Origin of the sequence: Ktedonobacter sp. SOSP1-85 (genome assembly GCF_016587415.1) — a bacterium.
Classification (GTDB): domain Bacteria; phylum Chloroflexota; class Ktedonobacteria; order Ktedonobacterales; family Ktedonobacteraceae; genus Ktedonobacter.
In genome coordinates this window covers 717278-742063 of record NZ_BNJI01000002.1, presented here as the reverse complement: position 1 = coordinate 742063, position 24786 = coordinate 717278, and the positions used below count along the sequence as shown (strand labels likewise).

The following is a 24786-nucleotide window of genomic DNA, read 5'->3' as shown; positions in this document are numbered from 1 at the left end:
CTTCCTGCCATGCAGAAACATCGTGTTGCTGCGTGGCAGGAGGCGTTGAGAAAGAAGCGTACGAACGAAAGGAAGGAAGGTCCTTATGAATATTCCGGATCAGACCACACCAGGGGAAGCCGCATTCAATCCATTTAGCGGTGATAGCGCTGCACTGGTTGAGAACCCCTTTGCGTTGTTCGAGCTGCTGCGGTCAATGGGCGCCGTTGTACCTATACCGTTCCCTCTCCCGGGAATGGACCGCCAAGCCTGGGCGATCACGCGCATGGAAGAGGTGGTACAGGTCCTCAAAGATCATGCACACTTTACCGTGGACCCCAGCTCCATCGGGGTTAACAGTCTTTTGGGGCACAACGCCGCCGAGACCTCCGACACGCCTACCTTCTTCACCTCCAAAACGATGCTCTCGGTCGATGAGCCCGATCATCGACGCTTACGCCTGCTGGTGTCCAAAGCCTTCACGCCCAGATATATAGAAAGCTTACGCCCCCGCGTGCAGGAGATAGCCGACGAATTGCTCGACCGCGTGCAAGATCAGGGCGAGATGGATCTCATCAAGGACTACGCCTACCCCTTGCCTATCAATGTCATTTCTGAGATGCTCGGAGTTCCTCACGCCGATCGGGCCCAGATCCGTGTCTGGTCAGAGGCGCTGGCGCGAGGTTTGGGTATTGGAAAGCGCGATCCGGAAGTCACAACTCACATGCGCGCATTTGGGGAATACGTCACGCGCCTGGTGGCCGACAAACGCCTGCAACCAGCGGATGACTTGATCAGCCATTTGATCGCCATCGAAGAGGAAGGGGATCGGCTCAGCGAGACGGAAATGATCTCGATGCTTACGCTGCTGATCTTTGCCGGCCATGAGACGACCTCGAACCTGATCGGCACCGGCACCTTGATGTTGCTAGATCATCCCGATCAGCTTGAGAGGCTCAAAACCGACCTCAGCCTGGTTCCTGCGGCGGTCGAAGAGCTGCTGCGCTTTAGCGGGCCAGCTAACATCGCAGGACCGCGCTTTGCCACCGAAGATATTGAGCTCGGCGGGCAGCAGATCAAGAAAGGCGATCTCATCATTCCCTTCCTGGGTTCGGCGAATCACGATGAGAGCCAGTTTACGCAGCCAGACGAGCTGGACATTGCGCGCACGATCAGTCGGCATCTCGCCTTTGGACAGGGCATCCATACCTGTTTGGGGGCACCGCTGGCCCGTATAGAAGGAGACATTGCCTTTACCACCTTGCTCAAGCGCATGCCCAACCTGCGGTTCAGCGTCCCCCGTGAGAGTGTCACCTGGCACTACGCTCTGGTCTCACGGAGTGTGGCCTCCCTGCCCGTCGCTTTTTAGCGCTCTGACCGACGCTACTAAAGTACGCGTCTACATATCCAGGTATGGGGCATCTCGTTCTTGATATGTAGACGCGTACTTATGCTCGTTAAAAAAATAACCTGACAATGTCTGCGTGCTATGTTGCTAAATGGTGAAATCACAACATCTGTCAGGTATGGGGCATCTCGTCCTTGATATGTAGACGCGTGCGTTTAGCAGCGTCGTGCCTCCGCAAAGCTCAATGCATCTGCACACTACTTTAGGAGAACTTGTGAGCATGCTTCTCCTCAAATTCCTCTACCGTTAGCCCATAATTGAGTACGTCAAAGTATTGACCCTTGGTAAAACCAGCCCTGCGAATGCGTCCCTCCCATTGGAAACCAAGATGTTCATGCAGGCCTATCGAATCTTGCAGGCTCATGGCTACGCAATCGCACCCGCTTGCCCTGCCAGATTGACGCTGATGTATCTAAGTCCATTCCAAGCCTTCCTTTCCTCGTTGAGCGTGCGAACGATGATAGCATACGAGAAGGGGGATTGCAAGGGACCTGCCCGCAATCAATCCCCCTTTCCTGTCCCCTGTTGATAGGCAGGAAAGGGAGGGCCTGTGATTCTACTTTCGAGAGAAATATTTTGGTAGGGACGTGCCTGGAGAGCAGCTTGCAGTCGATGCGCCTTTTAGGGCGGGGCAGGATTAGCGTCTATTCTAGTGTAGGTGTTTTATTGGCGTGTATATCTCTGAGGAGCTAGTAAGATGTTTTATGTTGTGCTTTTACTTTGTGTGCTCTGCCTGGGTGGCTTGCTCATTTCGCGCCGCGCCAGCAGTAGGCGGTCAGTCCAACGCAATACCGTACCCCGTAGCAATAGCCGAGACAGGCCGGTTTCTTATCCCGCGCGGCGCGTAACCTCTTCGTATGATAGGCCAAGAGACGCAGGCTCTCAGAGGGCGGCGCTTCCTGGGCTGGTGCGTGCCCTTGAGAAGCCGCACGCGCGTGTAGTTGCTCAGCTTACGCTGCCACCGCTCTGGCTGATCTCGCTGGTGCGCCAGCGCGCTATACAGCGCTACCAGGAGGAGATTGGCGTATCACCAGGAGAGGCCGAATGGGCAATACGAGAACTCGAAAGCAGTATTGAACGTTATATGGAAAGCAATATGCGCGCCAGTAATTCTCAAGGCGCATTCGGCGATGATATCGCGCTCTCCGAGGTCGATCCTGTGGTTACACTTCTGTTGCTCCAGGCGGGATCTATTGGCGACGCCGTTGCCTACTTTAGTGCTGGCAGCGGCGCGTCACATGTGGAGGCGCTGGAGGCCATTGCCCGCCTGCGCAAAGAAGTAGCAGGCGAGCAGGTAGACTGGCTCTATCAGCCACGCACGCCCGACACGGCGGTGATGCGCTTCCTCTTGAGCCGCGGGCAAATGCTCGTCGCGGCGCGCTACTACAATGACTGCATTGGCGCCTGGTACCCCATCTCATAGTTGCTCTGAGGTTGCTCGTCCCAGGACGCGGTCTCCTTGGGATGAGGGAGGTCATCTCGCGAAGGCTTGCCCCTGCTGGTTCCACGCTGCTGCTCCAGTTGCAATTGCAGGTGCAGCTCCTCATTGCGCAACTCCTGCATGCGTTGGCGTGCTCGCAGATTAACTTTGTACACTTCCAATAAAATACCGAACACAATACTTACCATTGTGATCATAAAAATCATGAGCGCAACCGATAAAAACAGATTTTGCGCCATGATGGTCATAAAATTCATATGCATCCTCCCGAAGATGATGAGCTTCCACCAGAAAAAAAACTTGCCAGCTCAGCTTTTATTACGTAGGAGGGGCGGCAAAGTTGCATCTTTATTGGATGAGGGGGAGGGGAGTGTGAACCAGAAGGTGGAGCCCTTCCTCTTGAGCTTGCCAGAGGCTACGTTATCCTGCGCATAACTTACCAGTGAAGGAATTTCCCTCTTGCCTAAAGAGGCATTGAGTGGCAGTATGGTAGACATGATCGCGCCGCGCTGCCAGGTCTCGCGGATCTTGCCTGCTGCGTTTACCCTACAGATCGCTTGAAAGGATGTGTATGACCACCTCGCTTGACGTTTAGACAAAAGAAAACAAAAGGCACCCCAACCTTGCGGAGGGCTGCCTCAAAGAAGTAAAGTTCTTGTAATTACAAAACCCAAAAAGGACTTTGCTTCCATGGACAGTTGTACCACATTGAAAGGATTTCGTCACGAGGCCTATGCCTGTTTTCTGCGATCTGCGGACGCGTTGTGGAATGCGGTGGATGCTCTCATAAGCACCCCACAAGCCACCTCCTTTCCTGAACTCTCGCAATCGTTGTGGTTTGAGCGCAAATGGCCCAGCCTCTACAAAGCGTTTGTCAGGGGACGCATTGATGAAGGGCGCTTGCGAAGCATCTTCGTACGCTACCTCAAGCCACCAAAGCCAGGGAACTGGGTATGGATCGGGATTGATGCCAGTAGCATTGCCCGTGCTGAGGCAGGAACCTCAGCAGATCGGACGGCTCAACACGTGCCGAATCTGCCTGAGTGTAAGAAGCCCGTGACCTTTGGCTGGCAGTTCTCGACCGTGGTCGCCTTGCCAAGCGTTCCCAGTAGCTGGACCTACATCTTGGATCAACGACGAGTGGATTCGCAGACCACAGCCATTGAAGTCGCTTACGAGCAACTGGCGAGCCTGGTTCCCCAATTGGGAGCCAAGGCCATTGTCTTGCTGGATCGAGGCTACGATGCGACCTGGTTGTGGTGTCGCTGTAGCGGCTTGCAGGCTGGCGTGCTGGGTCGGCTCAAAAGCAACCGCTGCTTGTATCGGGAGGCTCCCCCACCAACGGGGAAAAGAGGAGCCCCACGCAAAGATGGAGACAAGCTCCAACCCAAAGACACGAGTACGCATAGACATCCCGATGGGGTCTTTAGCGGTACCGATGCCAAGGGGCGCCCGGTGCAAGTCACCTTCTGGAAGCACATGCATGTGAAAGCCGCTCGCTGGCTGCAACTGACCGTGATCCGTGTGGTGCGGCCTCATGCCAGCAACAAGGAACGCGATCCCCGTAGCAGTTGGTTTGTCTGGATCGGGGATCAAGAAGCCGATGTGGTGCAGATTGCCTTGGGCTATGTGCTGCGCTTTGGCCAGGAGCATGGCTATCGCTTTGACAAACAGGCGCTCTTGTGGGAGCAAGCTCGTTTGCGCACTCCTGAGCAATTCGAGCGCTGGAGCCAGGTGGTTGCCATTGCCCACAATCAGCTGGTCTTGGCACGTGGCTTGGTGCAACCCCAGTTGCGTCCCTGGGAAAACCGAGAGCGGCAGCCGACGCCTCAGCAGATCAGACGCGGCATGGACAAATTGTTGCGCACCCTGGGGACTCCTGCTTGTGCCCCTCAACCACGCGGAAAATCGAAAGGCCGTCAAAAAGGGGAGCGGGTGAAGAAGGCCGAGCGCTTTGCCGTCATTCGCAAAAGGCCAAAGCTGCCTCACCTTGTTCCATCGTAATCGCATAACCAGCCTTTCAATCAGAATGCTTGGTGTTCAACTGAACTTTGTGGAAGTTCTGTCATGGTCTTTTTGTCTAAACGACAAACCTCGCATGTCTCTCATATTTTGGAATTGCCGCTCTTCCTCGACCATAACGCTAATGAACCTTTGCACCACCAGCTGGTGACACAATTGCGCGAGGCCATCCTTCAAGGCAGCATCTCTGCGGGTACGCGCCTGCCCTCTACGCGTTCGCTGGCCTTGCTGTTACATGTCTCACGTACCGTTACTATCGCGGCCTATGATGAGTTGTTTGCCGAAGGGTATATCGAGGGACGGCATGGCTCGGGCACCTATGTCGTCGAAGACCTCTCGTTGCTTAAGCGCTCGCCTTTTCCCAGTCCTTCCGGCCCGCCGCGCTGGCTGCGTAGCGTGGAGCCGCTGCTTATACCACGTCCCGTTGTGCCGCGAGAGGTGATAAATTTTCGTCCAGGTACGCCTGATATGCAGTTTTTTCCTGAGCGAACCTGGCGCGAGCTCTGGCGCCAGGTTGGACACGCCGTGCCGCCCAATACCTATGGCGAGCCTGCGGGCCTCCTCGAACTACGGACAGAGGTCGCCGCTTATTTGGGGCGCGCCCGTGGCATTGCCTGTCAGGCCGAGGATATCATTATTACCTCGGGAGCCACACAGGCCGTGAACCTCATTGTTCAGGCGACCCTGGTGCCGGGCGATACCGTCGCCCTGGAGGAACCCGGCTATCCGCTGGCACGTTTTGCTTTTCGTGCCAGCGGTCTACATATTGTTCCTATACCCGTAGATGACGATGGCGTGGACGTCAGCCAGCTGGCCAATGGAGAGTCCGCGCCCTACCTGGTTTATGTCACGCCCTCGCATCAGTATCCGCTTGGTTCGCGCCTGTCTTCGGTGAGGCGGGTCGCGCTCTTGCAGTGGGCCGAGGCCAATGATAGCCTGGTGATTGAGGATGATTATGATGGCGAGTTCCGCTTTCACGCGCCTCCCCTGCCGGCGCTGGCGAGCATGGACCGCGCCGGAAGGGTAGTCTATATTGGCACCTTCTCCAAGGTTCTGATGCCTGGGCTGAGGGTGGGCTACCTGGTTGCGACGGCTCCACTACGCGAGCGAATCGCCCGTTTGAAGCGCATGTTCGATTATCATGTCACCTGGCCCACACAGTATATGCTGGCCGCGATGCTGCGCGATGGGCACCTGGAGCGCCATATTCGGCGTATGCGCCTGCATTACGCCGAGAAGCGCAGGCAGTTGGCGGAGATCTTTGCTCCCGTTGCATCCTGGGCGCGCCTCTGCGGCCTGGAAGCTGGAATGCATGTCTCCCTGGAACTCCATCCCGCCCTGGATGCATACGAGATAGCCCGCGAAGCCTCGGCAAGAGATGTTTACGTCCCCACCCTCGATGAGTACTATACAGGAACGCCCGACCGCAACGGCCTGCTCCTGGGCTATGGCGGCCTCGACGCGCAGCAAATCTATATCGGCGCGCAAACCCTCGTCGAGCTTATTAAAGATCGAGCATAGACGCCCGATTTATCGTCTGAGTATAGGGCACGATCAGCTATATTGTCTGGCGCCGCTTGATATGGGGCAACGAAATGTTGTGTTTCATAACTGCTGCTCTGTTTTTGCGCGATAAATCGCCCTATGCATGATAAATGATTCCACTGGCAAATTTTGTCAGGTTGTCTGAATAAGCACCTGTGAAAGGCACGAAATGTCGGTAGGGACCCGATTTATCGCGTCCCATTGGCGTCAAGATAAGAGTTGCCGATTCTGTCGGAAGGCTTTTTGAGCGTCATTTTGCAGGCCGCCGCTCATGCAGGTGCGAAAGGTATTGCTTGTAAACGGCACACCTACCTTTCGCACCTGCTGAACGGCGGCGTTCGGTGGTCAGTGCGTCCCACGTCCGGCCGGAGAAAAAGGGTAGGCGCGCCGTTTACAAGCACTACCTTTTTCTCCAGCATGGGCGTGGGAATCAAGCAATTGCTCCCTAACTTGACGCCGATGGGACCCGATTTATCGCGTCCACAGGCGATTCATCGCCTGTGGACGCGGTAAATCGGGTCCCTACCAGTCTCTGGAGTCGCATGGCTACCTTTTTACTCTCTGCAACATGTCCTACAAAATTTGTCAGCGGAATCATAAATCGGGTACCTATGAAGATTGTTTATGCTCCTCTCATACAGGAGGGCAAGCATCTGCCTTACTTGCCCTCCTGCATAGGTGTTATTTTAAATCGGAGGTGACCGCGTACCAGCTGTAGATGCCGTTGCCGGTTACCTGGCCGGGATGGGTGTCGCTGATGTAGGTGTAGAGGAGGTGCCCGTTGTAGGCAACCTGGTTGCCAGCGGAGATCTTCTGTATGCTAAACTGGCCTGGCAGGGTGGTCATGCTAATTTGTTTCTGCTGGCTATCTACCAGGAGGGGAGGCCACGCCTTCAGGCAACCACCTGTGCAGGCCGGTTTGTTGAGTGTGTCGGGTGTGTAATAGTAGAGCACGAAGCCGCGTGCATCGGTGAGGACTGTGCTGGACTTACCAGTCAGGGTGAGCTGGGTCGTTTTGATGGGTAAGAGTGGATTGGCCGCAGGAAAGGATGTATTGTTGTTTGAAACACTGCTTTTCGCGGTATTGCTATTGCTGGTCACATCCTCGCGCGTGCCTACTTTACACCCTGTAAACAGGAAGGGCAGCAGCAATAGTAGTGCCATAGTGAGTTGGAAGCCGAGACGATAAGCGCTTCTAGACATCAAAAAACCTCCTTTGCCATCCAGTAAGTAGTGCATTCGCCCCGTTGTAGGGTCCAAGCTAGCTTGGACTCCGAGCGAAGCGATCTATCCACGTCAGGGTATTCTCCCATTCGGGGACGCGGCGGCCTGCGGGCCTCGCGAGTCCATGCCAGCATGAACCCTACAATTGAACGATTGCTCCATTGGATAACTGCGAAGCGGCGTTCACGATTGTTTTTTATGGTATGCAGTCAGTTCCGATATCAATGCATGGGTATCTACCTCTAGCATACACAGGGCATAAGATGTGTGAGGAAGAGAAGAGGCGAAAACTTTACTAATATATAGAAATTAGTATGCTCTTCCATATATACTTATGTGTAAATACGTGGACAATGGCGAGTTTGAATGTTAAACTGATGAGGAATTAGGATTTTTTGGTGGTACACTGTAATCACTATTTGGCAAGCAGGCAAGTTTATTAAGCCGCTTCTGAAGCCATGGCAAATGCCTGATAGTCGTGCATTGTTGATTACGAAAAAGGTGTATCATTAGGTTTGAATAGCTTTCTATATATATGTACGTGTGTAGCAAATTGAATTTATTCTCATATATCCGCATGTAGGGAAACATATGGTTAATTGTGAAGCGGATGTTGAAAAGGACTACTTCGCTATGGGTGTCAGCCAGCCTTCTATAAGTACGCGAGATCGCCGCAGGCATGCTCAAGGGCCGAGCAAAAGGGTGCGCTTCTCGCTTCTCTTCCTTCTCTGTATGGGTATGCTGTCGGGGCTGCTTACGGCATGTGGAGGTGACGCTCATCTGCAACAGGATGCGCAGCAGCAACAGAAGTCTTTTGAGCAGGCATTGAGTCATGCTCAGAGCGTGGGCGTGCCCAACACACTATTGCAGCCGATTGAGAAACAGCAGCAGGACCTCCAGTCTTCCTCTGCGCCCTGGAACTTTTTTGATACCAGTATTGTCGATGACTACTATCGCAACCTCTCCCAGCGCTACGGTGCACTCTCGATTCAGACCGAGGGCTTGATAGACTCCTCGACCGATCGCTATCGCCAGCAGGCTGTAAGCGACCTCGATCATCTTCAGAGCAGCCTCGCCAACAAGCAAAAAGAGAACTTCCCTCTGGATACGCTGACAAAATTTTATCAGCAGAATATGAGCCAGGAGCAGAAGGCACAGTATCCCAAGGATTATCTCGCGATCAGCGCCAATGCGAAAGAGGCGCTGGCGACGCTGAACCAGATGCCTACCACGCTTCAGAAACTTCAGACGCTCAAGGATATCATTGATCTGATGAAGGAGAGTAAGCAGGACTCAAGCACCCTCCAGAAGCAGTATGATGGCAATTACAACGAGATCTCGAAAGCGCTGAAGTCGCAGGAACTGACCCAGGTCGAGAAGAATATTGATAAGCAGACTGAGCAGGCGGCGGGAAGTTTCCAGAAATTGATCCCGCAACTGGTCAAAAACAAGGTTGACCAGTATGATACCCAGGTGCAGCAGCTTAAGACCTATGGCGTTGATAACACACAGTACCAGAAGGTCTCCGGTGATCTGCATACAAAAGGGGATAGCGTCAAAAATCTTCAGGACTACCTGGCCTTTGCCAAGGTCTATAACAGCGATCTACAGGGTATGCAGAAAGACCTGACGATGGGCAAGGCCTCCTATGAGATCAAGCAGTTCCACCAGGAGGTCGCGAACTGGGGTGGCGCGCATGTCTATCACAATCCATATGATGGCAAGGATTACTGGCCGGATATGGGGTATATGACCAAGGGTATCGGCGAGGACCTGGATCGCGAGTTGAGCGCCGCCTCAAAGCTGGCGGATTACCAGCAGGTCCTGACAGATGTCGAGAATGAGGCCTTCCACCTGCAAATGTACGAGACCGACTTCAACGACAAGACGCCCTATACCCAGTCGCATGCCACAGATATCCAGCTACTCCAGCACTATAAACTAATGGGAACACAGGTGATCGTCGTCTCGTTCGCTGAGCAGGCTCTGCGCCTGTATGAGAACGGCGTCGTGGTCAGGTCCTTCCAGATTACGGCGGGTCGCCCAGAACTGCCTGCCGTACCAGGACTCTGGTCGGTGATGTGGCGCAAGACCAAGACCGTCTTTAAGTCACCTTATCCTAAGGGGTCGCCCTACTACTACGCGGATACGCCCATCAACTACGCGATCATGTATCACGAGGGTGGGTACTTCCTGCATGACTCCTGGTGGCGCAACGACTACGGCCCGGGGACGCAGTACTTCCACCGTGACTCCAGCGGCAATACCAGCGCCAACTATGGGACGCATGGTTGTGTCAATATGCCAACCGACCAGGCTGCCTGGATCTATGATCACACCAGTTATAACACCTCAATTTTGATGTATTAGGCCATCTGAGAAAAATACTGGACCCGCCGCATTCGCGGCGGGTCCAGTATTTTTCTCAGATGATGTTATCAGGTCATATGGCTCAGGCTGGTATGAGGTGCTGGCTGGTCCATTTGGCGCGGGTGATTTCGTAGACATGCCAGGTCTCGCCATGTTCTCGCTGATGCATCCCTAGTTTTGTAAGTATTTGTGCCAGGGTCTGCTCCAGCGTCGGATTCTCCTCATGGGTGTGGGCGATGATACGTTCAATCCCCAGAACGCGGAAACCATAAGCCAGGCAGGCGGTCGTGGCCTCGGTGGCGAAGTCGTGCTCCCAATACTCTGAGGTGAGCGAATATGTCAGCTCTATCTCGTCCTGGGTATGGGTCAGACCACAGAGCCCCGCTGGTTGGTGTTTACCGCGCTCGAAGACGCTCCAGCAGCCGAAGCCGTACTGGTCCCAATGGCGTAGTACGTTAGCGATGCACTGATGCGTCTCCTCCTGTGTAAGCGTGTCTCCCGATGGCTGGTGAAGCTCATCCGCAAGCCAGCGTTGAAATAGCACCTCGCCATCCTGCTGCGTGGGGCGGCGCAGTACCAGGTGTTCGGTCTCAAGTTCAGTGGTCAGCGTGTACTGACTATGGTATGAGGCCTGCTTTCCTTGCTTATGCACGTCTTCCTTCTGCCTTTCTGCTAATCGATACACTGCTTCTGCAAAACCAGTTTGTAGCTTCCCTTGTGGTATATAACGAACGAATGAACGAAGATTATTGATGAATTGAACCTTTTGCGAGATTTGGAGATGAAAGAAAGAGGCTAAGCGGGCTTTTCAGGCTGATCAAGCAGGCAAACAGGTGCACAAAAATACATGATGAGACATTTGGGTATATGCATGCGATATGGGATTGCCCGACGCTACTAAAGTACGCGTCTACATATGCAGGCGCGGTACGCCCCGTACCTTGATATGTAGACGCGTACTTTAGTAGCGTCGCCCCAATTCGCTGGCCGTGCGCACGTTTTCTGAGAGCCATTTCTCCGCCAGGTGTTGCACGCGTTGAGGAACTATATCGCCTAGTTGCGCTACAATATCGGCGATGGTTTGTGCGCGTAGTTCGTTGCGCCAGAGCTTTTCGGCCCGTGCCATGGCGACATGGATGGTGCAGGGGAGGCGATAGGCGGATGATTCGATGGCGCAGGAACCCTGCTGGCGAATCTCTGTACAGCGGAAGGCCGGCTCTGGCCCGTCGATGGCTTCGACGACATCCAGCAGGGTAATCTCGGTGGCTGGGCGCGCCAGGCGGTAGCCTCCTCTGGGACCCGGCACTGATTCGATAATGCCTCCCCTGGTAAGGGCCTGAAGATGCTTGGAGAGGTAGGTCTCCGAGACCCCGTGATATTCGGCCAGGGCCTTCGTTGGTAGGGTAGCCTTTGTTGGCAGGCTTGCCAGCACGCTGGTGCAGTGCAGTCCCCACTCAACTCCTTCGCTTAGCTTCATAGATGCATCCTTTTTTATATAATGGTTATAATCAGACATTATATATCCTGGATGCAATTTGTCCAGATCTGTAAGCAGACTTTTCGCGCCTACGGCGCTCACAGGGTCAGGGGATTGGGGTGAAGATGATGGACCTCTGTCCATAAGCATGAAGTGAAGAGTGGCTGCTCGATTCCACGCCCATGCCGGAAGAAAAAGGTTGTGCTTCTAAAGGGCGCACCTACCTTTTTCTTCCGACCGGGCGTGGGGTGCACCAGGGAAGCGTAGTTGCCCAGCAGGAGGGGCCTGGTAGGTTGTGCTCCTGTATTGCCGAATGGGAGTTTAGAAGCACTTCCAGCCCCCTCCTGCATGGGTGGCGGTATCGTTGCGCAAGATGCCAACTTCCTTCTGTATGGGTGATGATGGATCTGTCTACCTATGGTTGCGGCGTTTTGTTGCTAGATGATGTATGGATTGGCACAATGGTTGCTGCAACGTTGATACAGGTATAGGTTTGTCTGGAGGCTACTGGATTAGGGGAGGATGTTTTCCAGGTTCCATCTGTGGAGTTGAAAGTCAGTCCCTGACATATGACAGTATCTTGTGTGTATAATTCGGTAGAATTTAGATGTGGCGTAGATGCTTCTGAGCTTGTGGAGGCTGAACTGGGCAGGAGAAAGAAGGCCAGCAGACTCAGGGTAAGTAGGATTATAGCTGGCCTGTTCCTGATATGGGTCGCGCCAGACAGTTTTTCCACAAGGTAGAATAAGCGAGCGCGGAAGCCTTCATTGGGCGCTTCAAGATCTTCTATGCGGACTTCGTTCTCTTCCAAGAGTTCTGGCTCGTTGAAATCATCCATGATATTTTTGTACCTATGTATTATAAAATACTACTATGTATTTCTAAGAAGCATATGAGATTTTATGCTTTAATTATACCATAGTCTCGGTACAAGTGTTTTTCAGGATTTTCTTCTGCCCGACGGTGTGGAGCCATCGCAGCCAGAACAATCACCCCGCACTCCTTCCGTTTGAGCCAAACTACGTTTCTCTGTAATCGCGCTCACCGGTTGCGGGATTGTAGAACACTTCCATAAGTCGCTTGCTGGCTGGATCAATGAAACGCTCGCCAGTGGGCTGCCAATACCCCTGCGTTCGATCCACCCGAGTGCGGTATCTTTGGCGTTCCAGGAGCATGGCGCCGATTAGAATGAAGCCGTTCACTGCGAGATACAAAACCAGCCAGAGCGTCGCATGGACAATGAACAGCAATACAGCGGCACCAACCAAGTAGAGCAAACCATATACAATGATTCCTCTCCGCAGCATGCTGCCCCTACCTCTCTGGCTCGATTACCACTGCCGTGCCATAGGCCACGATTTCACTCATCGTGCTGCCAATCTCCGCGGAATCAAACTGCATCCGCACAACCGCGTTCGCACCCATAGCGGTGGCATTTTGGACCATGCGGTCAATCGCGTGCCGGCGCGCATCCTCCAGGAGTGCGGTGTATTCCTTGATCTCGCCGCCTCCAAGGGAGCGCAGGCCCGCCATGATGTTTCCCCCCAGGCCCCGGCTGCGCACCACCACGCCAAAGACCTGTCCTTTGGTTTCCACAATCCGATGCTGGGCGATCCCTTCTGTCGTGACAATGAGCATGACTTTCTCCTTCAGTTATGGATGTGTGCAGGTGTCCTGCACACAAAGATAAAAACAGCGTGTAAAAACCTTGAAGTGAACTCGCGTATTCACCTGGGAATGTTCTTTTACGCCTGAGCTTCGCTTCTTCGATCCGCAACCTCTACTCAAGCGTGAGCAGCCAGCCACTCTTGAATGCTGGCCAGCGCCTGCGGATCCAGGCGGGTATCGGGGCCATTATAGCTCTCCGTTATCTCGGCAGGTACCAACTCCGACCGAGGCCGCAGTTCTTGCTTGAGGACGTGATTGGCGTTCTCCGGGAAGAGAAAGGTCACTTCCTTCCATCCCGCAGCAGCCTGCACAAGCTTCTCACCATCAGCTTGCCAGTCGATCTGGAGGTCCTTCTTCCCAATGATGACCAGCACCGGAACATTCACCTGCCTGAGCAGGGGAGTTGCATCTGCCGTCCAGAGTTCACGGGCAAAGGGCAGGTTGGCTGGGGTTTCCAGACTCTTCAGCAGCATTTGGACACCCTCCGGTAGTGCCGGATCTGGGACGATGGGCTCTCCTGCCAGGAAGCGGGCGATGGCGGCATCGTAGAGCGCCAGCATCGCATCTCCATTTGGGATGCGAGCAGCCTGCGCGGCCAATTGGGCGTGCGCAACCGTGCCAACGGGCTGTCCAGGAGGGCCGGTGAGTACGAGTCCCGCGAACGGAGTCTCGGGGTTGTGCAGCTGGTAGTTCAGGGCGTGAAGAGTTCCTTCGCTGTTGGCGAGCGCAAAGATCCGGTCGTGACGCACGTACGCCTGACCTGCCATGACGCGTACCGCTCCGGCGAGTTCGTCGACATGGCTTTGCATGCTCACTTTGCCGATCAGTAGTGGCATGTTCTCACGAACATGGGGACCGGAAGCACGCTTGTCGTAGCGCAGTGAGGCGATCCCTGCCCGTGCTAACTCCTCTGCAAGCAGGCGTGCGCTGCCATTGGTTCCTGGCAGGAGTGGGGAATTCCAATCGCGGTCAGTTGGGCCACTGCCGGCCACCATCACCACCGCAGGAAACGGTCCGAGGCCAGATGGCCTGACCAGGGTGCCATACATGGTCGTCTCGCCCATCGGCCAGGTGACTTCCGAACTCTCTCCATACAAATCCTGATCAGTCATTCTGCATATCCTTTCATGATCTCTTTTTCTTTCCGGGGTTTGCCCACAGATGGACTATGATCCTCTTCCTGAGTGACTGACGCAAAACCCTGCTAATATGCTTGCTTGCGAAACAGGGGAATCGCTAGTGCCACCGGCACAATAGCCGCAACGAGGCAGATAAGCAACGCTTTCAGCGGGAACATCGTCCCCTGATAGGCCGCAAAATTGGACCAGTAGAAAGTCAGGCTCCAGTCATTGAGCGTGGCATTTGGAATGAGACCCGGAATACTCAGCAGCAGCGTGAACAAGAGTGAAAAAATCAGGGGCCGGAGCACATCATGAAACAGCACCGAGAAAAGCAGTGCCAGGCCCAGGACAAAGAGCATCCCCAGCCAGAGCAGAACCGTCGAGATCAGCACTCCGCCCACATTTTGCGGATGGCCCACAATTGCCGCCGCGACGAGAATTGTGACGCCGCTCAGCAGCGACACCCCTAGCAGAATAAGCACACTGACCAGATATTTCGTCAGGAGCACACGATCACGACTCACTGGCTTGCTCAACAGAAAGAAAATCGTTCCTTTGTTGACTTCACTGGCAATCAGGCTTGCTCCCAGCACAGCCGCCAGAATCGCCAGGATCTCTGGCCCATTCTTCGAGAACCACTGCGACCAGACATACCCATCATAGCTGCCGGTAAGCTGTTGAACCTGCCCCTGCAATTGCGGCGGAATTTGCTGGGCAGCCTTGCCAGTCAACGGACCCGCCAGCATATTTTTGATCAAATTGTACGTACTCGCCAGGGCAGCAGCGGCCAGGACCGCTACCACGCCGCCGATGATGGCCTTCCAGCGCGCCTCAATGAACTCCTTAACGACCATTGCGTTCCTCTTTCATGTAGGTCAGGAAGAGATCTTCCAGATCGAGATCAACGATGTCCACATCGCGCAGCGCGTGGGGCCGCGCCTGAATCGTCTGCGAGAGGGACTCTACATTGCCATGTGTCAGCAACCTCACACTACGCCCCTCCTGTTCCAGGCTCATCACGCCTGGCAGGTCGCGCAGCGCGGTGACTTCCGCTGCCGGTGGGAGTTCAACGTAGGTCAGCTTCAAGACCTTCTGTGTTTGCTTCAAATGGTCTAATTCATCGCACACAATCAGTTTCCCATCGCGGATAATGCCCACCCAGTCGGCTACCGCTTCTACCTCGGAGAGAATATGCGAAGAGAAAAAGATTGTCTTGCCCTGGGCGGCAATCTCTGCCACCAGTCGGTTCAAAACCTGGTGGCGTGCTACCGGGTCCAGCCCCGCTGTTGGCTCGTCCAGAATCAGCAGATCAGGATTGCTGCCCATCAGCAGGCTGAGCGCCAGTTGCGATTTCATCCCCTTGGAAAAGGTGCCAACTTTGCTGTTCGTTGGCAGCCCGAACAGGCTCACATAGTGGTCCACCATCCCTTGATCCCACTGCGTGCTGACTGAGTGGCAGAAGGCGCAATGCTGCGGGATCGTCAGGAAATCGTACAGGCTGTTGACTTCGCTCATATAGCCCACGCGACCCCGCACCTCCAGGCTTTGCGTGACGGCATCATAGCCCAACACGCGCACGCTGCCGCCATCCGGCTTGCGTAGTCCCAGCATGGTTTTGATCGTCGTCGTTTTGCCTGCACCATTGGGACCGAGAAAACCAAAGATCGCCCCTGCTGGCACGGTCAAGCTCAACCCATTCACTGCTGGGCGCTTGCCATATTTCACCTCCAGATTCTGGAGTTCAATAGCTGCCGATGTCGTGCTTTTTGTTTCCAGCTGATTCATTGCTCCCACAGACATGCTACTCCTTTCCAAAGAACTGCTGCTGACCAGGAGGGGGGCCTGCATGTTTTCCATCAGTGTTCTCCCCTTACCTGTCCTGCTGCCCATGATAGAAGCGGGCGAGTTCTCTCTCAAACTGTTCGCACAACTCTTGCTCACTGATTCCGAGATTTGCAGCATCACGCACCAGCACACTTAGCTGCTTAAAGAGCGCATCAAGCTGGTGCTGGCGCAGCGCGCCATTCAATTTCGCGGTTACAAGCGTTCCTACCCCCTGGCGACTCTCAATCAACCCTAGCCTTGCCAACTCATCATAAGCCTTGACAATGGTATTTGGAGCAATAGTAAGCTCGCTTGCCAGTTGGCGCACCGTGGGCAATTGATCGCCGGTCTGCAGGATGCCGATCTCTAGCGCATGCGTGATTTGTTGCACCAGTTGCACATAGATCGGCACACCGCTGCGAGGATTGACATCGAGCCAATTTGGCATCCTTCATCTCCTCTGCTAAATTGTGTCATAGATATGATACATTGAAACATTGGTACAGTCAAGGACAATGGCAGGGTTGGTAGCTGTGTACATAAGTCGCGAGCAAGTAGCGGGGCCAGTGGTATATACTGTATAGCAAGCTGGAGCTAGAGGATGAGCTAGGCCGCGATAGCTGGCGCGTTTAAGGGAAGGATATTTTATGGCGAGAACGATTCAGGAAGTGCTTGACCTGATTATTGCGGCGGTGCCGGGGGCGCCGCAGGCTGGCTCGGTCGATGTATTGAAGAGTGGCGATCCAGCGTGGGAGGTAACAGGAATCGTAACGACCTTTACGGCCTCGATGGATGTGTTGCGCCAGGCGGTCGAGTTGGGCGCGAACCTGGTGATTACACATGAACCTACCTACTACAATCACTATGATAGTGACTGGCTGGCTGGCGATCCCGTGGTGCAGGCTAAGCGTGCCTTTATTGAGGAGCATAAGCTGGCGATCTTCCGCTTTCACGATTACTGGCATATGCATACGCCTGATGGCATTGTTACCGGCATGGTCAAGGTCCTGGGCTGGGAGGCCTATAAACAGGAGGATGAATGGATGGTGGTGGTGATCCCTGGGATGACGGTCGGGAAACTGGCGGCCAGCCTGAAGGAGAAACTGGCGTTGCCAATTGCGCGCGTCGTGGGCGAGCCGGAACAGTCCTGTGAACGCATCGGACTGATTGTGGGCGCGATAGGAGGCGAGTTCCAGATCAAGGCCTTCGAGCGCTGGCAGCTGGACGCGATTATTTGTGGCGAGACCGTTGAGTGGCAGACGTGCGAGTATGTGCGCGATGCCAACGCGCTGGGCTTCAACAAGGCTCTGCTTATCGCCGGACACGCCAAGAGCGAGGAAGAGGGCATGCACTATCTCGTCGAATGGCTCCAGCCCAAAGTTCCTGAGCTTTCGATCACCTATATTGCCGTGGGCGACCCGGTCTCTCTCCTCTGACCTCTCGCGTCCTCTCGTGTATAGGCGCTACGTTTATGACTTTGCCGGAAAATTTCGTCCAGACTAGTTCTGAGCTTGGGAAAGTGCCCATAACGCGAGGCGGCTCCCCAGGCCGGTAGGGACCAGATTTAGCGCGTCCCATTAGCGTCAAGATAAGAGATGCCTGCTTGGTCCCCCGGCCATGCAGGGACGGAAGGTAGGTGCGCCCTTGAGAAGCACTACCTTCCGTCCCTGCTGGCCGTGGGGCATGGCAGGGAGAGGGAGCCACTCAGGAAAGAGAAACGCCCCCGCCCATGCAGAGAGAAAAAGGAAGTGCTTCTAAAGGGCGCACCTACCTTTCGCACCTGCATGAGCGGTGGTCCTGCCAAATGGCGCTCAAAAGGCCTTCCGATAGAATCGGGAACTCTTCACTTGACGCCAATGGGACCCGCTTTAGCGCGCCCCTACCGACAGCCGACCTTTCGTGCCTTTCGCAGATGTGTATTGCACGCCGTAAACGTGGTGCCTATGGAATGGAAGGTGTCACCACCACGCCACCTTTGGGGGGGCCGCAAAATATGAAGAATACCCGCAAAAAAGGGAAAGTGAGCTGTATGAGAGTAACTGTCTGTGAGTTGCCCGATGAGCGGAGGGCCTTTGCTCCCGCCTGGGAAGCGCTTGTAGCCTATGTCAAAGAGCAGAAGAGCGAACTGGTGCTGTTGCCGGAGTTGCCCTTCTCGGCCTGGTTTGGGCGCACACCTGAGTTTAAGGCTGATGTCTGGCAGCGGGCCGAGGCGGAGCATGAGGTGATGATGAGACGCCTGCCGGAGTTGGCGCCTGCGACCGTCCTGGGGACGCATCTGCTGACTGCGGAAGGGCGACATCTCAATCGCGGTTTCTCCTGGTCGTCTGCTGAGGGCTACAGGGGCATTCATGATAAATACTATTTTCCCGACGAAGAGGATTTCTATGAGCGGCGCTGGTTTGACCGCAGCCCGCGTGATTTCACGGTGGCGCATGTGCAACAGGACCTGGCGCTTGGTTTCCTGATCTGTACCGAGGTTATGTTCAGTGAGTGGGCCAGGCACTATGGACGGCAGGGCGCGAATATCATCGTCGTGCCACGCGCCGCGACCAGGCATGAGCGCTGGGTGATTGCGCCACAGATGGCCGCGATTGCCTCCGGCGCCTTTGTGCTCTCATCCAACCGCGTGGATGAACACCTGTTTAGTGGGCGCGGCCTGGTGATCGATCCCGATGGCAAGCTGCTGGCCGAGACATCACGTGAAAAGCCATTTGTCACAGTCGACATCGACCTGGAGCAGAGCACCCAGGCGAAGCGAACCTACCCACGCGACGTCGTGGAGTAGCCGCATGTGGCTCGACGCTGCTAAAGCACGCGTCTACATATCAAGGTACGGGGCCTCTCGCGCGCCTTCATATGTAGACGCGTGCTTTAGCAGCGTCGGTCGGAGCTCCAATCCTTCGCATTTTGTGGTAATATACTCCACAATATCGATATATATCATTCCAGGTACGAGGCCTGCATGTCCCCGAATGGGGGTTTAAGGAGATGCTCATGCCCGAAGAGCGCAAACTGGTTACCATTCTTTTCGCCGATGTTACTGGTTCGACCGCCCTGGCCGACTCCCTTGATCCCGAGGATGTGCGTGCCCTGATGAGCCGCTATTATGATCATGCGCGCCGTGTGATTACTCCGCGTGGCGGCACGCTAGAGAAGTTTATTGGCGACGCGGTGATGGCGATCTTTGGGCTGTACCAGGCGCATGAGGATGATCCTGAACGCGCCCTGGCCTCTGCCCTGGCGCTACGCGAGGCCGTCGCCAGCGATGAAATTCTCAGCCCCATCTTCCGCCTGCGTATCGGGGTGAATACCGGCGAGGTAATTGCCACCAATAATCCCGACCGCCTGGATTTCCTTGTCACGGGCGATGCCGTGAACATCTCGGCGCGCTTGCAGCAGGGTGCCAATCCAGGCGAGATTATTGTGAGCGAGCGTACGGCTAACGCGACACGCAAGGCCTTTTTCTTTGAAGAGCCGCGCCTGCTCCAGGCTAAGGGGAAGCCACAGCCGTTGCAGATTTTTCCCCTGAAGTGCCAGCGGGCCACGCGCCTGGTCGAGCGCCACCCCTTCGTGGGGCGTGTCCAGGATCTACGCCAACTAGAGATTTTAAAAGAGCGTGTACTGCAAGAGCGTAGCTCGCGAGTGGTCTCCATCGTTGGCCAGGCGGGCACGGGTAAGTCGCGCCTCCTGGAGGAATTTCTCGCGCAGATCAAGCCTGAAGAGGGTCTGCGCGTCGCTTCTGCGCAGTGTCTCCCCTATGGCGAGACGCTGACCTACTGGCCCCTGCGCGGCCTGCTGACCCAGTTGCTAGGCCAATCCCCCACTCCGGAGCAGGTACAGGCCATCTATCAGCAAGGGGGCTATGAAAGCATAGACGCGGCCCGCCTGGCCGACTTGATCATGACCACCCTGGGTATGGAAGAGGATGACGAGAAGAGAGTCAGCTGGGTTCCTTCTGCAATGCCAGAAGGTTTACCTTCAATGCCAGAAGGCCTGAGGCTGAATTTGAGTGGCGCTGAGGCCAGAGATGTATTTGCGAGCTTTAATAAGAGGCTTATAGGCAACTTCAAGCAGTCTAACGCCTTGAAGCGCCTGGGCGACCTTAGAAACGGGACAAAATCTGGCAAGCAAGCTAAAGATGCTTCCGCTAAAAAAATCTTTAATCTGGACTCCTTGCTGGAGTTAGATGGGCTGGATGAACTGGTTAGTTTGACTAGTTCTTCCCCTGGGCCAAAGGATGGCGAGCGCCTGGGAGCGCTTGGGGAGAAACTGCGGGTGAGTGGCGAGGCTCTCAGGGATGCGATCAATGAGAGCGTCTATAGTACGCTACGCGAGGTTGTGCCCTCGCGCTTCCTGGCGACGGACCGTGAGAGTCTCTTTGCTGCCTGGCGCCTGCTTATTGAGCTGCTGGCGCGCCAGGCTCCCCGTGTCGTTGTCTTTGAAGATCTGCACTGGGTTAGCGACGCCCTCTTCGACCTGGTAGAGCATATAGTACAGCTCGGGACCTCCGCCCCCATCTTGTTTGTGATTCTCAGTCGTCCAGAACTGCTAGAGCGCCGGGTAAGCTGGCGTGATAATCGCTGGCAGATGACCGTCCTGACGCTGGAGCCATTGGCAGAGGCGGAGACGCAAGAACTGCTAGAGCGGGTACAGGCTGATGTTCCGGATAGGATCAGGCGCCAGATTGCCGAGCGCTCAGGTGGCAACCCCTTCTTCACGCTTGAACTGTTGCGTGGGTATGCTGAGCGTGCGCAACGCGGCGAGGTGGACGCTAACCTGGACTTACCCGATACCGTGCACGCGGCCATCCTGGCGCGTATCGACCTGCTGTCCCGCCAGGAGCGCTCCTTACTGCAAGCGGCCTCCGTCTCCAAGCGCGCTTTCAGCCGCCAGTTGCTCATGGCTCTTATGGATGAGCAGGAGCTGGACGTGGCCCTGGATGGCTTGAAGAGCCGCAATATGCTTATGGCCCTCGACGAGGAGCGGTATACCTTCCAGCATGTGCTTATTCGTGATGTTGCCTATGGAACTCTGGCGCGTCCTGAACGCATTCGCCTGCACGGCAAGACCGCGCTCTGGCTCGAAGATCTTAGCGCCCAGCAACCCGGCGGGCGCGACGACTACATTGAACTAAGCGCCTATCATTACCGGAAGGCCGTGGAACTGGCGCGCCAGTCGGCGGTGCCACTGGCTCTGCCCTTCAAAACGGAGCGCGCGGCTAAAGCTTTCGAGCGTGCGGGCCTCTACGCGGGGCGCTCCGGCGTCTTCTCCGAAGCCAGTTGTTACCTGCAACTGGCCATCGATCTCGCGCCTCCCTCCGAACATGCACGCCTGTACGAGCTATTAGGCGAGAATGTCTCGTATGGTGATATCTCGTTTGAGGCCTATCAGAAAGCGCTTGCAAGTTGGCGTGCGCATGCAGCGCGTCAGCCACAGGTGGGTGCGCGGCTCATGCGCAAGTTGCTTATGGAGGGCACGCGTAACTCGTTAGTAGCCAGGTTTTCCTCAGAGGAGGTAGAGACGTTGCAGCGAGAGGCCCTGGCTTTGCTTGAAGGCACAAATGACGAGGATGAACGCTGGCGTATTCGCCTGACAGAATGTTTCAGCCCGCAGGTATGTTATGGCGAGAATAACCCCGGTGGGAATGACCCCGCCAGGCTGAGCTTGATTGCGCAGAAGAGGAGCCTGGCCGAGCAGGCGGCAAGCTATTTCGAGCGGCGTCACTACTGGGAGGCATTCAGCGAGGCGCTGGACGCCTATGGCGTGCTCTCAATCTCCTCGTATGCTCTGCCGGAGGCTCTGGCTGCGATGGAGCGCCGGCTCACCATTCCAGATCTCCCAATCACCGAATGGGCGGACGCGGTCGGCTCTGTCATCCGCTGTCTCTTCCTCATGGGCGACTATGCCTGCTGCATTACCAGCGTGCATGAGACATTCGCGAATCTGAAGCCGGGCCAGCCTGTCGCACGCCTGGGCAAAGTCGTGAGCTATGGTCTGCTGGCGGCCTATCTCTCTGGCCGCTGGGAGGAGATGGAGAAACTGCTGCCCAGGCTGGACGAGATCCACGAGCTGGTGCTCTATGATCCCTCCGCATCGGCGCAACTCGCGCGCGGCTATCATGCCATGCTGTTGATGGCGCTCGCCCGCGAGGATCAATCTCTAATCGATGCGCTAACCCAAAAATTACGCAAAGACATTCTATCGCTTGGATCAGCCTTTCTGAGCGTAATCGATGCCATCGTGGAGGATGATGTGCGCAAACTATCCGAGGAGAGGCTCGATCACGTGGGCGATATGCTCAGTGTGGCCCTGCTGCTCTTCGTGAACGAGCATGGATTCTCGCTCTCGGAGGAGATGCTGGGGCATGTCAGGGATATTGGCGATGGAGATCGCCGCCTCCGCGAAATCGCTCTCGCTCTCACCTCGAATGACCTGTCCCGCCTGGTGCATGCGATTGATGAGGCCGAGGCCCACAAGTTAGTCCACCACGCGGCGCGCATGCGCATCATCCTGGCTGAGCGCAGCCATGATCCCAAGCCCTTAGCCCTTGCCCGCCCCGTGCTAGAGCGCCTGGGCGACCGCCAATCCCTGCGCCGCCTCGAAGAGGTTATAAAATAGGATCGTTAATGTTATATGGGTTGGCAGCCTGAGGCTGCCAACCCATATAACATTAACGATCCTATTAACTACTCTATCAGGGGAAGGTGATGTAGAAGGTGGAACCCTGGCCCTCCTCGGAGTCGAAGCAGATGGAGCCGCCCATTAGTTCGATGAGTTCGTGGCAGAGGTAGAGTCCCAGGCCGATCCCTGGGATCTGGCGGGCGCGGGCGTTATCGGCGCGCATAAAGCGTCCAAAGACACGTCCGTGCTGCTGTTTGGGGATGCCAATGCCTTGATCCTGCACTTTGCCGAGGATGCGTTGCCGCTCAGGTTCCTCTTTGAATGCGACCAGGATGGGGCCTCCCTCGGGGCTGTATTTGATAGCGTTATCGATGATGTTGCGCATGATCTGCTCCAGGCGTGAGGGGTCGACGTGCGCAAGCATAGTTTCGCTGCTGGCCTGAAATTCGATCTGGTGCCTGCTGGTTGTAGCCTGGAGGCGTGCAGTCACCTGTTGGATGAGTGGCACAATGTTGACTGACTGGACATTGAGAACGAGTCGCCCGGCTTGTAGACGTGTAACATCGAGTAGGTCTTCGGTCAGTGATGAGAGGCCGTTTGTTGTCTCTGTTATAGCAGCTATGGCCTTTTGTTGGTGTGGTGTGAAGGTAGGTAAGTTCTCTGCTTTGGCGTCTCTTTGTAAGAGATCCGCATAGCTGGCAAGGGTGCTCAGGGGTTTTTGTAGTTCGTGAGCGACGATTTCCACAAACTCATCTTTGAGATATTCGGCCTCCTTGATAGCGGTAATGTCTTGATACATGAGTAGTACGGCACGCTCAGAGGCTGGTAACCCCATGTTGGCGGGAAGCTCGAATGGTTCCGCGTAGATCAGGATGGGAAGCCGTTTTCCGTCGTGGCGGCTCACTATCGATTGTAGACCACGTACATACTCCCCCTTCTTGAATGCCCGAAAAGTGGCCATCTCATCTGGGGCAAATGGTTGTCCCTGGGCATTCAGGATGGTGATATCGTGTGTGCGAAGGAACTCAAGCAATGGTTGGAGAAATGGCCACTGAGTACCCCATACCTGATGGGCGGAACGATTCGCAAAAAGGAGGCGTGCATCTGCCCCCGCCAGCAGGAAGACGCCGCAGGATAAGCTGTCAAGAATGCGGAGGAAGAAAGAATGACTGCCGGGTGTTCCTACCTGGGGGTGCTGTTCCTGGCGCTGGTGCTCGGTAATGTCACGGTTGACCTCCAGGATGGCCTGGGGCTTGCCCTGATCATCACGTATAAGCGCCTGGCGGCTCTCCACCACGACCGTGCGCCCATCACGGCTGGTATGCGTCAATTCACCTTCCCACGCTCCCTTTTGCTCAAGGGCCTCGTCGGTCGCGGCCTGGCTCTGGGGAAAGTGTGTTTCCAGCAGGCTATGCGTGACTCGGCCCAGGGCTTCCTGTTCACTCCAGCCATAGAGCCGCTCTGCTCCGCGATTCCAGAAGAGGATACGGCTGACTGGATCGCGTATAAGAATGGCATCGGCAGCTAGATTGACGAGATTGATCAAGAGGCTCAGGTGTAAGGCCTGCGTCGCATGTTCCCGTTCCTCGGCCTTGTGGTCGGTCATATCATGAATGACGCCCAGGGCATGGAGCTTATCATCAAGCATAAGCTGATGCAGGTCGATTTCTACCGGAAACTCAGTACCATCCTTCTTTTGTCCATACAACTCCAGACCCTCTGCTTTGGGATAATTTTGTGGAATGGCGAAGTACTGCTCTCGCTCATAAAGTGAGGCCTCGTGAAGGTGGGATGGAAAGAGAAACTCAAATGATGCTCCATACAGCTCTTTCTCTGCATATCCAAAAAGCTCCTCTGTATGTTTATTCGCCATAACAATCTTCCCTGCCTCGTCGAGTAACAGCAGGGCATCCGAAGAAATATCTAGAAGTACATGAAGATGGGCGCATGGAATCTGCCTGGGCGGAGATGAGGCAGAGAACTGCTGGTTAAAATCCTCTGTATCAGACATTGCAAAGCTTCTCTTTCTTAAGCCACATACTTCATATCCGAAAACCCTGAGCGCGAAGCGCTAGTCACGCCAGTG

At 55.2% G+C, this 24786-nt stretch carries 22 protein-coding genes; 9 read left to right on the top strand and 13 right to left on the bottom strand.

Annotated features, from left to right (window positions below; genetic code table 11):
* Positions 1-85 precede the first annotated feature (85 nt).
* A complete protein-coding gene (locus KTE_RS31475) occupies positions 86-1348 on the top strand; it encodes a cytochrome P450 (protein ID WP_201388550.1) in 1263 nt (420 codons plus the stop codon).
* A gap of 241 nt (positions 1349-1589) precedes the next feature.
* Here KTE_RS31475 and KTE_RS31470 read toward each other — a convergent pair whose 3' ends face one another.
* Positions 1590-1751 carry a GNAT family N-acetyltransferase gene (locus KTE_RS31470; RefSeq protein WP_201388548.1) on the bottom strand — a complete coding sequence of 54 codons (162 nt, stop codon included), beginning with the start codon at positions 1749-1751 and terminating at the stop codon, positions 1590-1592.
* A gap of 333 nt (positions 1752-2084) precedes the next feature.
* On the opposite strand from KTE_RS31470, the gene KTE_RS31465 reads away from it, so the two are divergent.
* Complete coding sequence (locus tag KTE_RS31465; RefSeq protein WP_201388546.1) at positions 2085-2810, top strand: hypothetical protein; 726 nt, start codon at positions 2085-2087, stop codon at positions 2808-2810.
* On the opposite strand, the gene KTE_RS31460 is transcribed toward KTE_RS31465, so the two are convergent.
* The gene (locus tag KTE_RS31460; protein ID WP_201388544.1) at positions 2771-3085 is read right to left on the bottom strand and encodes a hypothetical protein; all 315 of its coding nucleotides are present in this window, start codon (positions 3083-3085) and stop codon (positions 2771-2773) included. The two genes, KTE_RS31465 and KTE_RS31460, sit on opposite strands and share 40 nt — an antisense overlap.
* A 433-nt stretch (positions 3086-3518) precedes the next feature.
* Here KTE_RS31460 and KTE_RS31455 point away from each other — a divergent pair, with 433 nt between their 5' ends.
* From KTE_RS31455 to KTE_RS31445, 3 genes are all read left to right on the top strand, one after another.
* Positions 3519-4832, top strand: coding sequence for an NF041680 family putative transposase (locus tag KTE_RS31455; RefSeq protein WP_201388542.1), 1314 nt, complete (start codon positions 3519-3521; stop codon positions 4830-4832).
* Between the two features lie 63 nt (positions 4833-4895).
* The gene (locus KTE_RS31450) at positions 4896-6371 is read left to right on the top strand and encodes a PLP-dependent aminotransferase family protein (protein ID WP_201388540.1); all 1476 of its coding nucleotides are present in this window, start codon (positions 4896-4898) and stop codon (positions 6369-6371) included.
* Between the two features lie 243 nt (positions 6372-6614).
* Complete coding sequence (locus KTE_RS31445; protein ID WP_201388538.1) at positions 6615-6908, top strand: hypothetical protein; 294 nt, start codon at positions 6615-6617, stop codon at positions 6906-6908.
* A 168-nt stretch (positions 6909-7076) separates the two neighbouring features.
* On the opposite strand, the gene KTE_RS31440 is transcribed toward KTE_RS31445, so the two are convergent.
* Entirely contained in the window at positions 7077-7598 is a 522-nt protein-coding gene (locus KTE_RS31440) for a hypothetical protein (RefSeq protein WP_201388536.1), read from the bottom strand.
* 612 nt (positions 7599-8210) lie between these two features.
* Between KTE_RS31440 and KTE_RS31435 the strand changes: the two genes are divergently transcribed.
* The gene (locus KTE_RS31435; RefSeq protein WP_201388534.1) at positions 8211-9989 is read left to right on the top strand and encodes a L,D-transpeptidase family protein; all 1779 of its coding nucleotides are present in this window, start codon (positions 8211-8213) and stop codon (positions 9987-9989) included.
* 82 nt (positions 9990-10071) lie between these two features.
* On the opposite strand, the gene KTE_RS31430 is transcribed toward KTE_RS31435, so the two are convergent.
* The 9 genes from KTE_RS31430 to KTE_RS31390 form a co-directional block, all read right to left on the bottom strand.
* Positions 10072-10641: a GNAT family N-acetyltransferase gene (locus KTE_RS31430; protein ID WP_201388532.1), complete on the bottom strand. Its 570-nt coding sequence runs from the start codon at positions 10639-10641 to the stop codon at positions 10072-10074.
* A 309-nt stretch (positions 10642-10950) separates the two neighbouring features.
* Entirely contained in the window at positions 10951-11466 is a 516-nt protein-coding gene (locus KTE_RS31425) for an Rrf2 family transcriptional regulator (protein ID WP_201388530.1), read from the bottom strand.
* 98 nt (positions 11467-11564) lie between these two features.
* Positions 11565-11846, bottom strand: a complete 282-nt coding sequence (locus KTE_RS31420) for a hypothetical protein (protein WP_201388528.1) — start codon at positions 11844-11846, stop codon at positions 11565-11567.
* A gap of 639 nt (positions 11847-12485) precedes the next feature.
* Positions 12486-12743, bottom strand: coding sequence for a hypothetical protein (locus KTE_RS31415; RefSeq protein ID WP_236600751.1), 258 nt, complete (start codon positions 12741-12743; stop codon positions 12486-12488).
* A gap of 37 nt (positions 12744-12780) precedes the next feature.
* Positions 12781-13104, bottom strand: a complete 324-nt coding sequence (locus tag KTE_RS31410) for a heavy metal-binding domain-containing protein (protein ID WP_201388524.1) — start codon at positions 13102-13104, stop codon at positions 12781-12783.
* Between the two features lie 146 nt (positions 13105-13250).
* Entirely contained in the window at positions 13251-14246 is a 996-nt protein-coding gene (locus tag KTE_RS31405) for a S9 family peptidase (protein ID WP_201388522.1), read from the bottom strand.
* 92 nt (positions 14247-14338) lie between these two features.
* Positions 14339-15109: an ABC transporter permease gene (locus KTE_RS31400; protein ID WP_201388520.1), complete on the bottom strand. Its 771-nt coding sequence runs from the start codon at positions 15107-15109 to the stop codon at positions 14339-14341.
* Positions 15099-16055 (bottom strand): ABC transporter ATP-binding protein, encoded by a 957-nt coding sequence (locus KTE_RS31395; protein WP_236600750.1) that lies wholly within the window; start codon positions 16053-16055, stop codon positions 15099-15101. Before KTE_RS31395 ends, KTE_RS31400 begins: the two co-directional genes overlap by 11 nt.
* 70 nt (positions 16056-16125) lie before the next feature.
* Positions 16126-16527 carry a GntR family transcriptional regulator gene (locus KTE_RS31390; protein WP_201388516.1) on the bottom strand — a complete coding sequence of 134 codons (402 nt, stop codon included), beginning with the start codon at positions 16525-16527 and terminating at the stop codon, positions 16126-16128.
* A gap of 199 nt (positions 16528-16726) precedes the next feature.
* Here KTE_RS31390 and KTE_RS31385 point away from each other — a divergent pair, with 199 nt between their 5' ends.
* From KTE_RS31385 to KTE_RS31375, 3 genes are all read left to right on the top strand, one after another.
* Positions 16727-17515, top strand: a complete 789-nt coding sequence (locus tag KTE_RS31385; RefSeq protein WP_201388514.1) for a Nif3-like dinuclear metal center hexameric protein — start codon at positions 16727-16729, stop codon at positions 17513-17515.
* A 593-nt stretch (positions 17516-18108) separates the two neighbouring features.
* Complete coding sequence (locus KTE_RS31380; protein ID WP_201388512.1) at positions 18109-18864, top strand: carbon-nitrogen hydrolase family protein; 756 nt, start codon at positions 18109-18111, stop codon at positions 18862-18864.
* 209 nt (positions 18865-19073) lie between these two features.
* On the top strand, positions 19074-22697 hold the full coding sequence (locus KTE_RS31375; RefSeq protein WP_201388510.1) for an adenylate/guanylate cyclase domain-containing protein: 3624 nt from the start codon (positions 19074-19076) through the stop codon (positions 22695-22697).
* A 76-nt stretch (positions 22698-22773) separates the two neighbouring features.
* On the opposite strand, the gene KTE_RS31370 is transcribed toward KTE_RS31375, so the two are convergent.
* On the bottom strand, positions 22774-24711 hold the full coding sequence (locus KTE_RS31370) for a PAS domain S-box protein (RefSeq protein WP_201388508.1): 1938 nt from the start codon (positions 24709-24711) through the stop codon (positions 22774-22776).
* Positions 24712-24786: the final 75 nt, after the last annotated feature.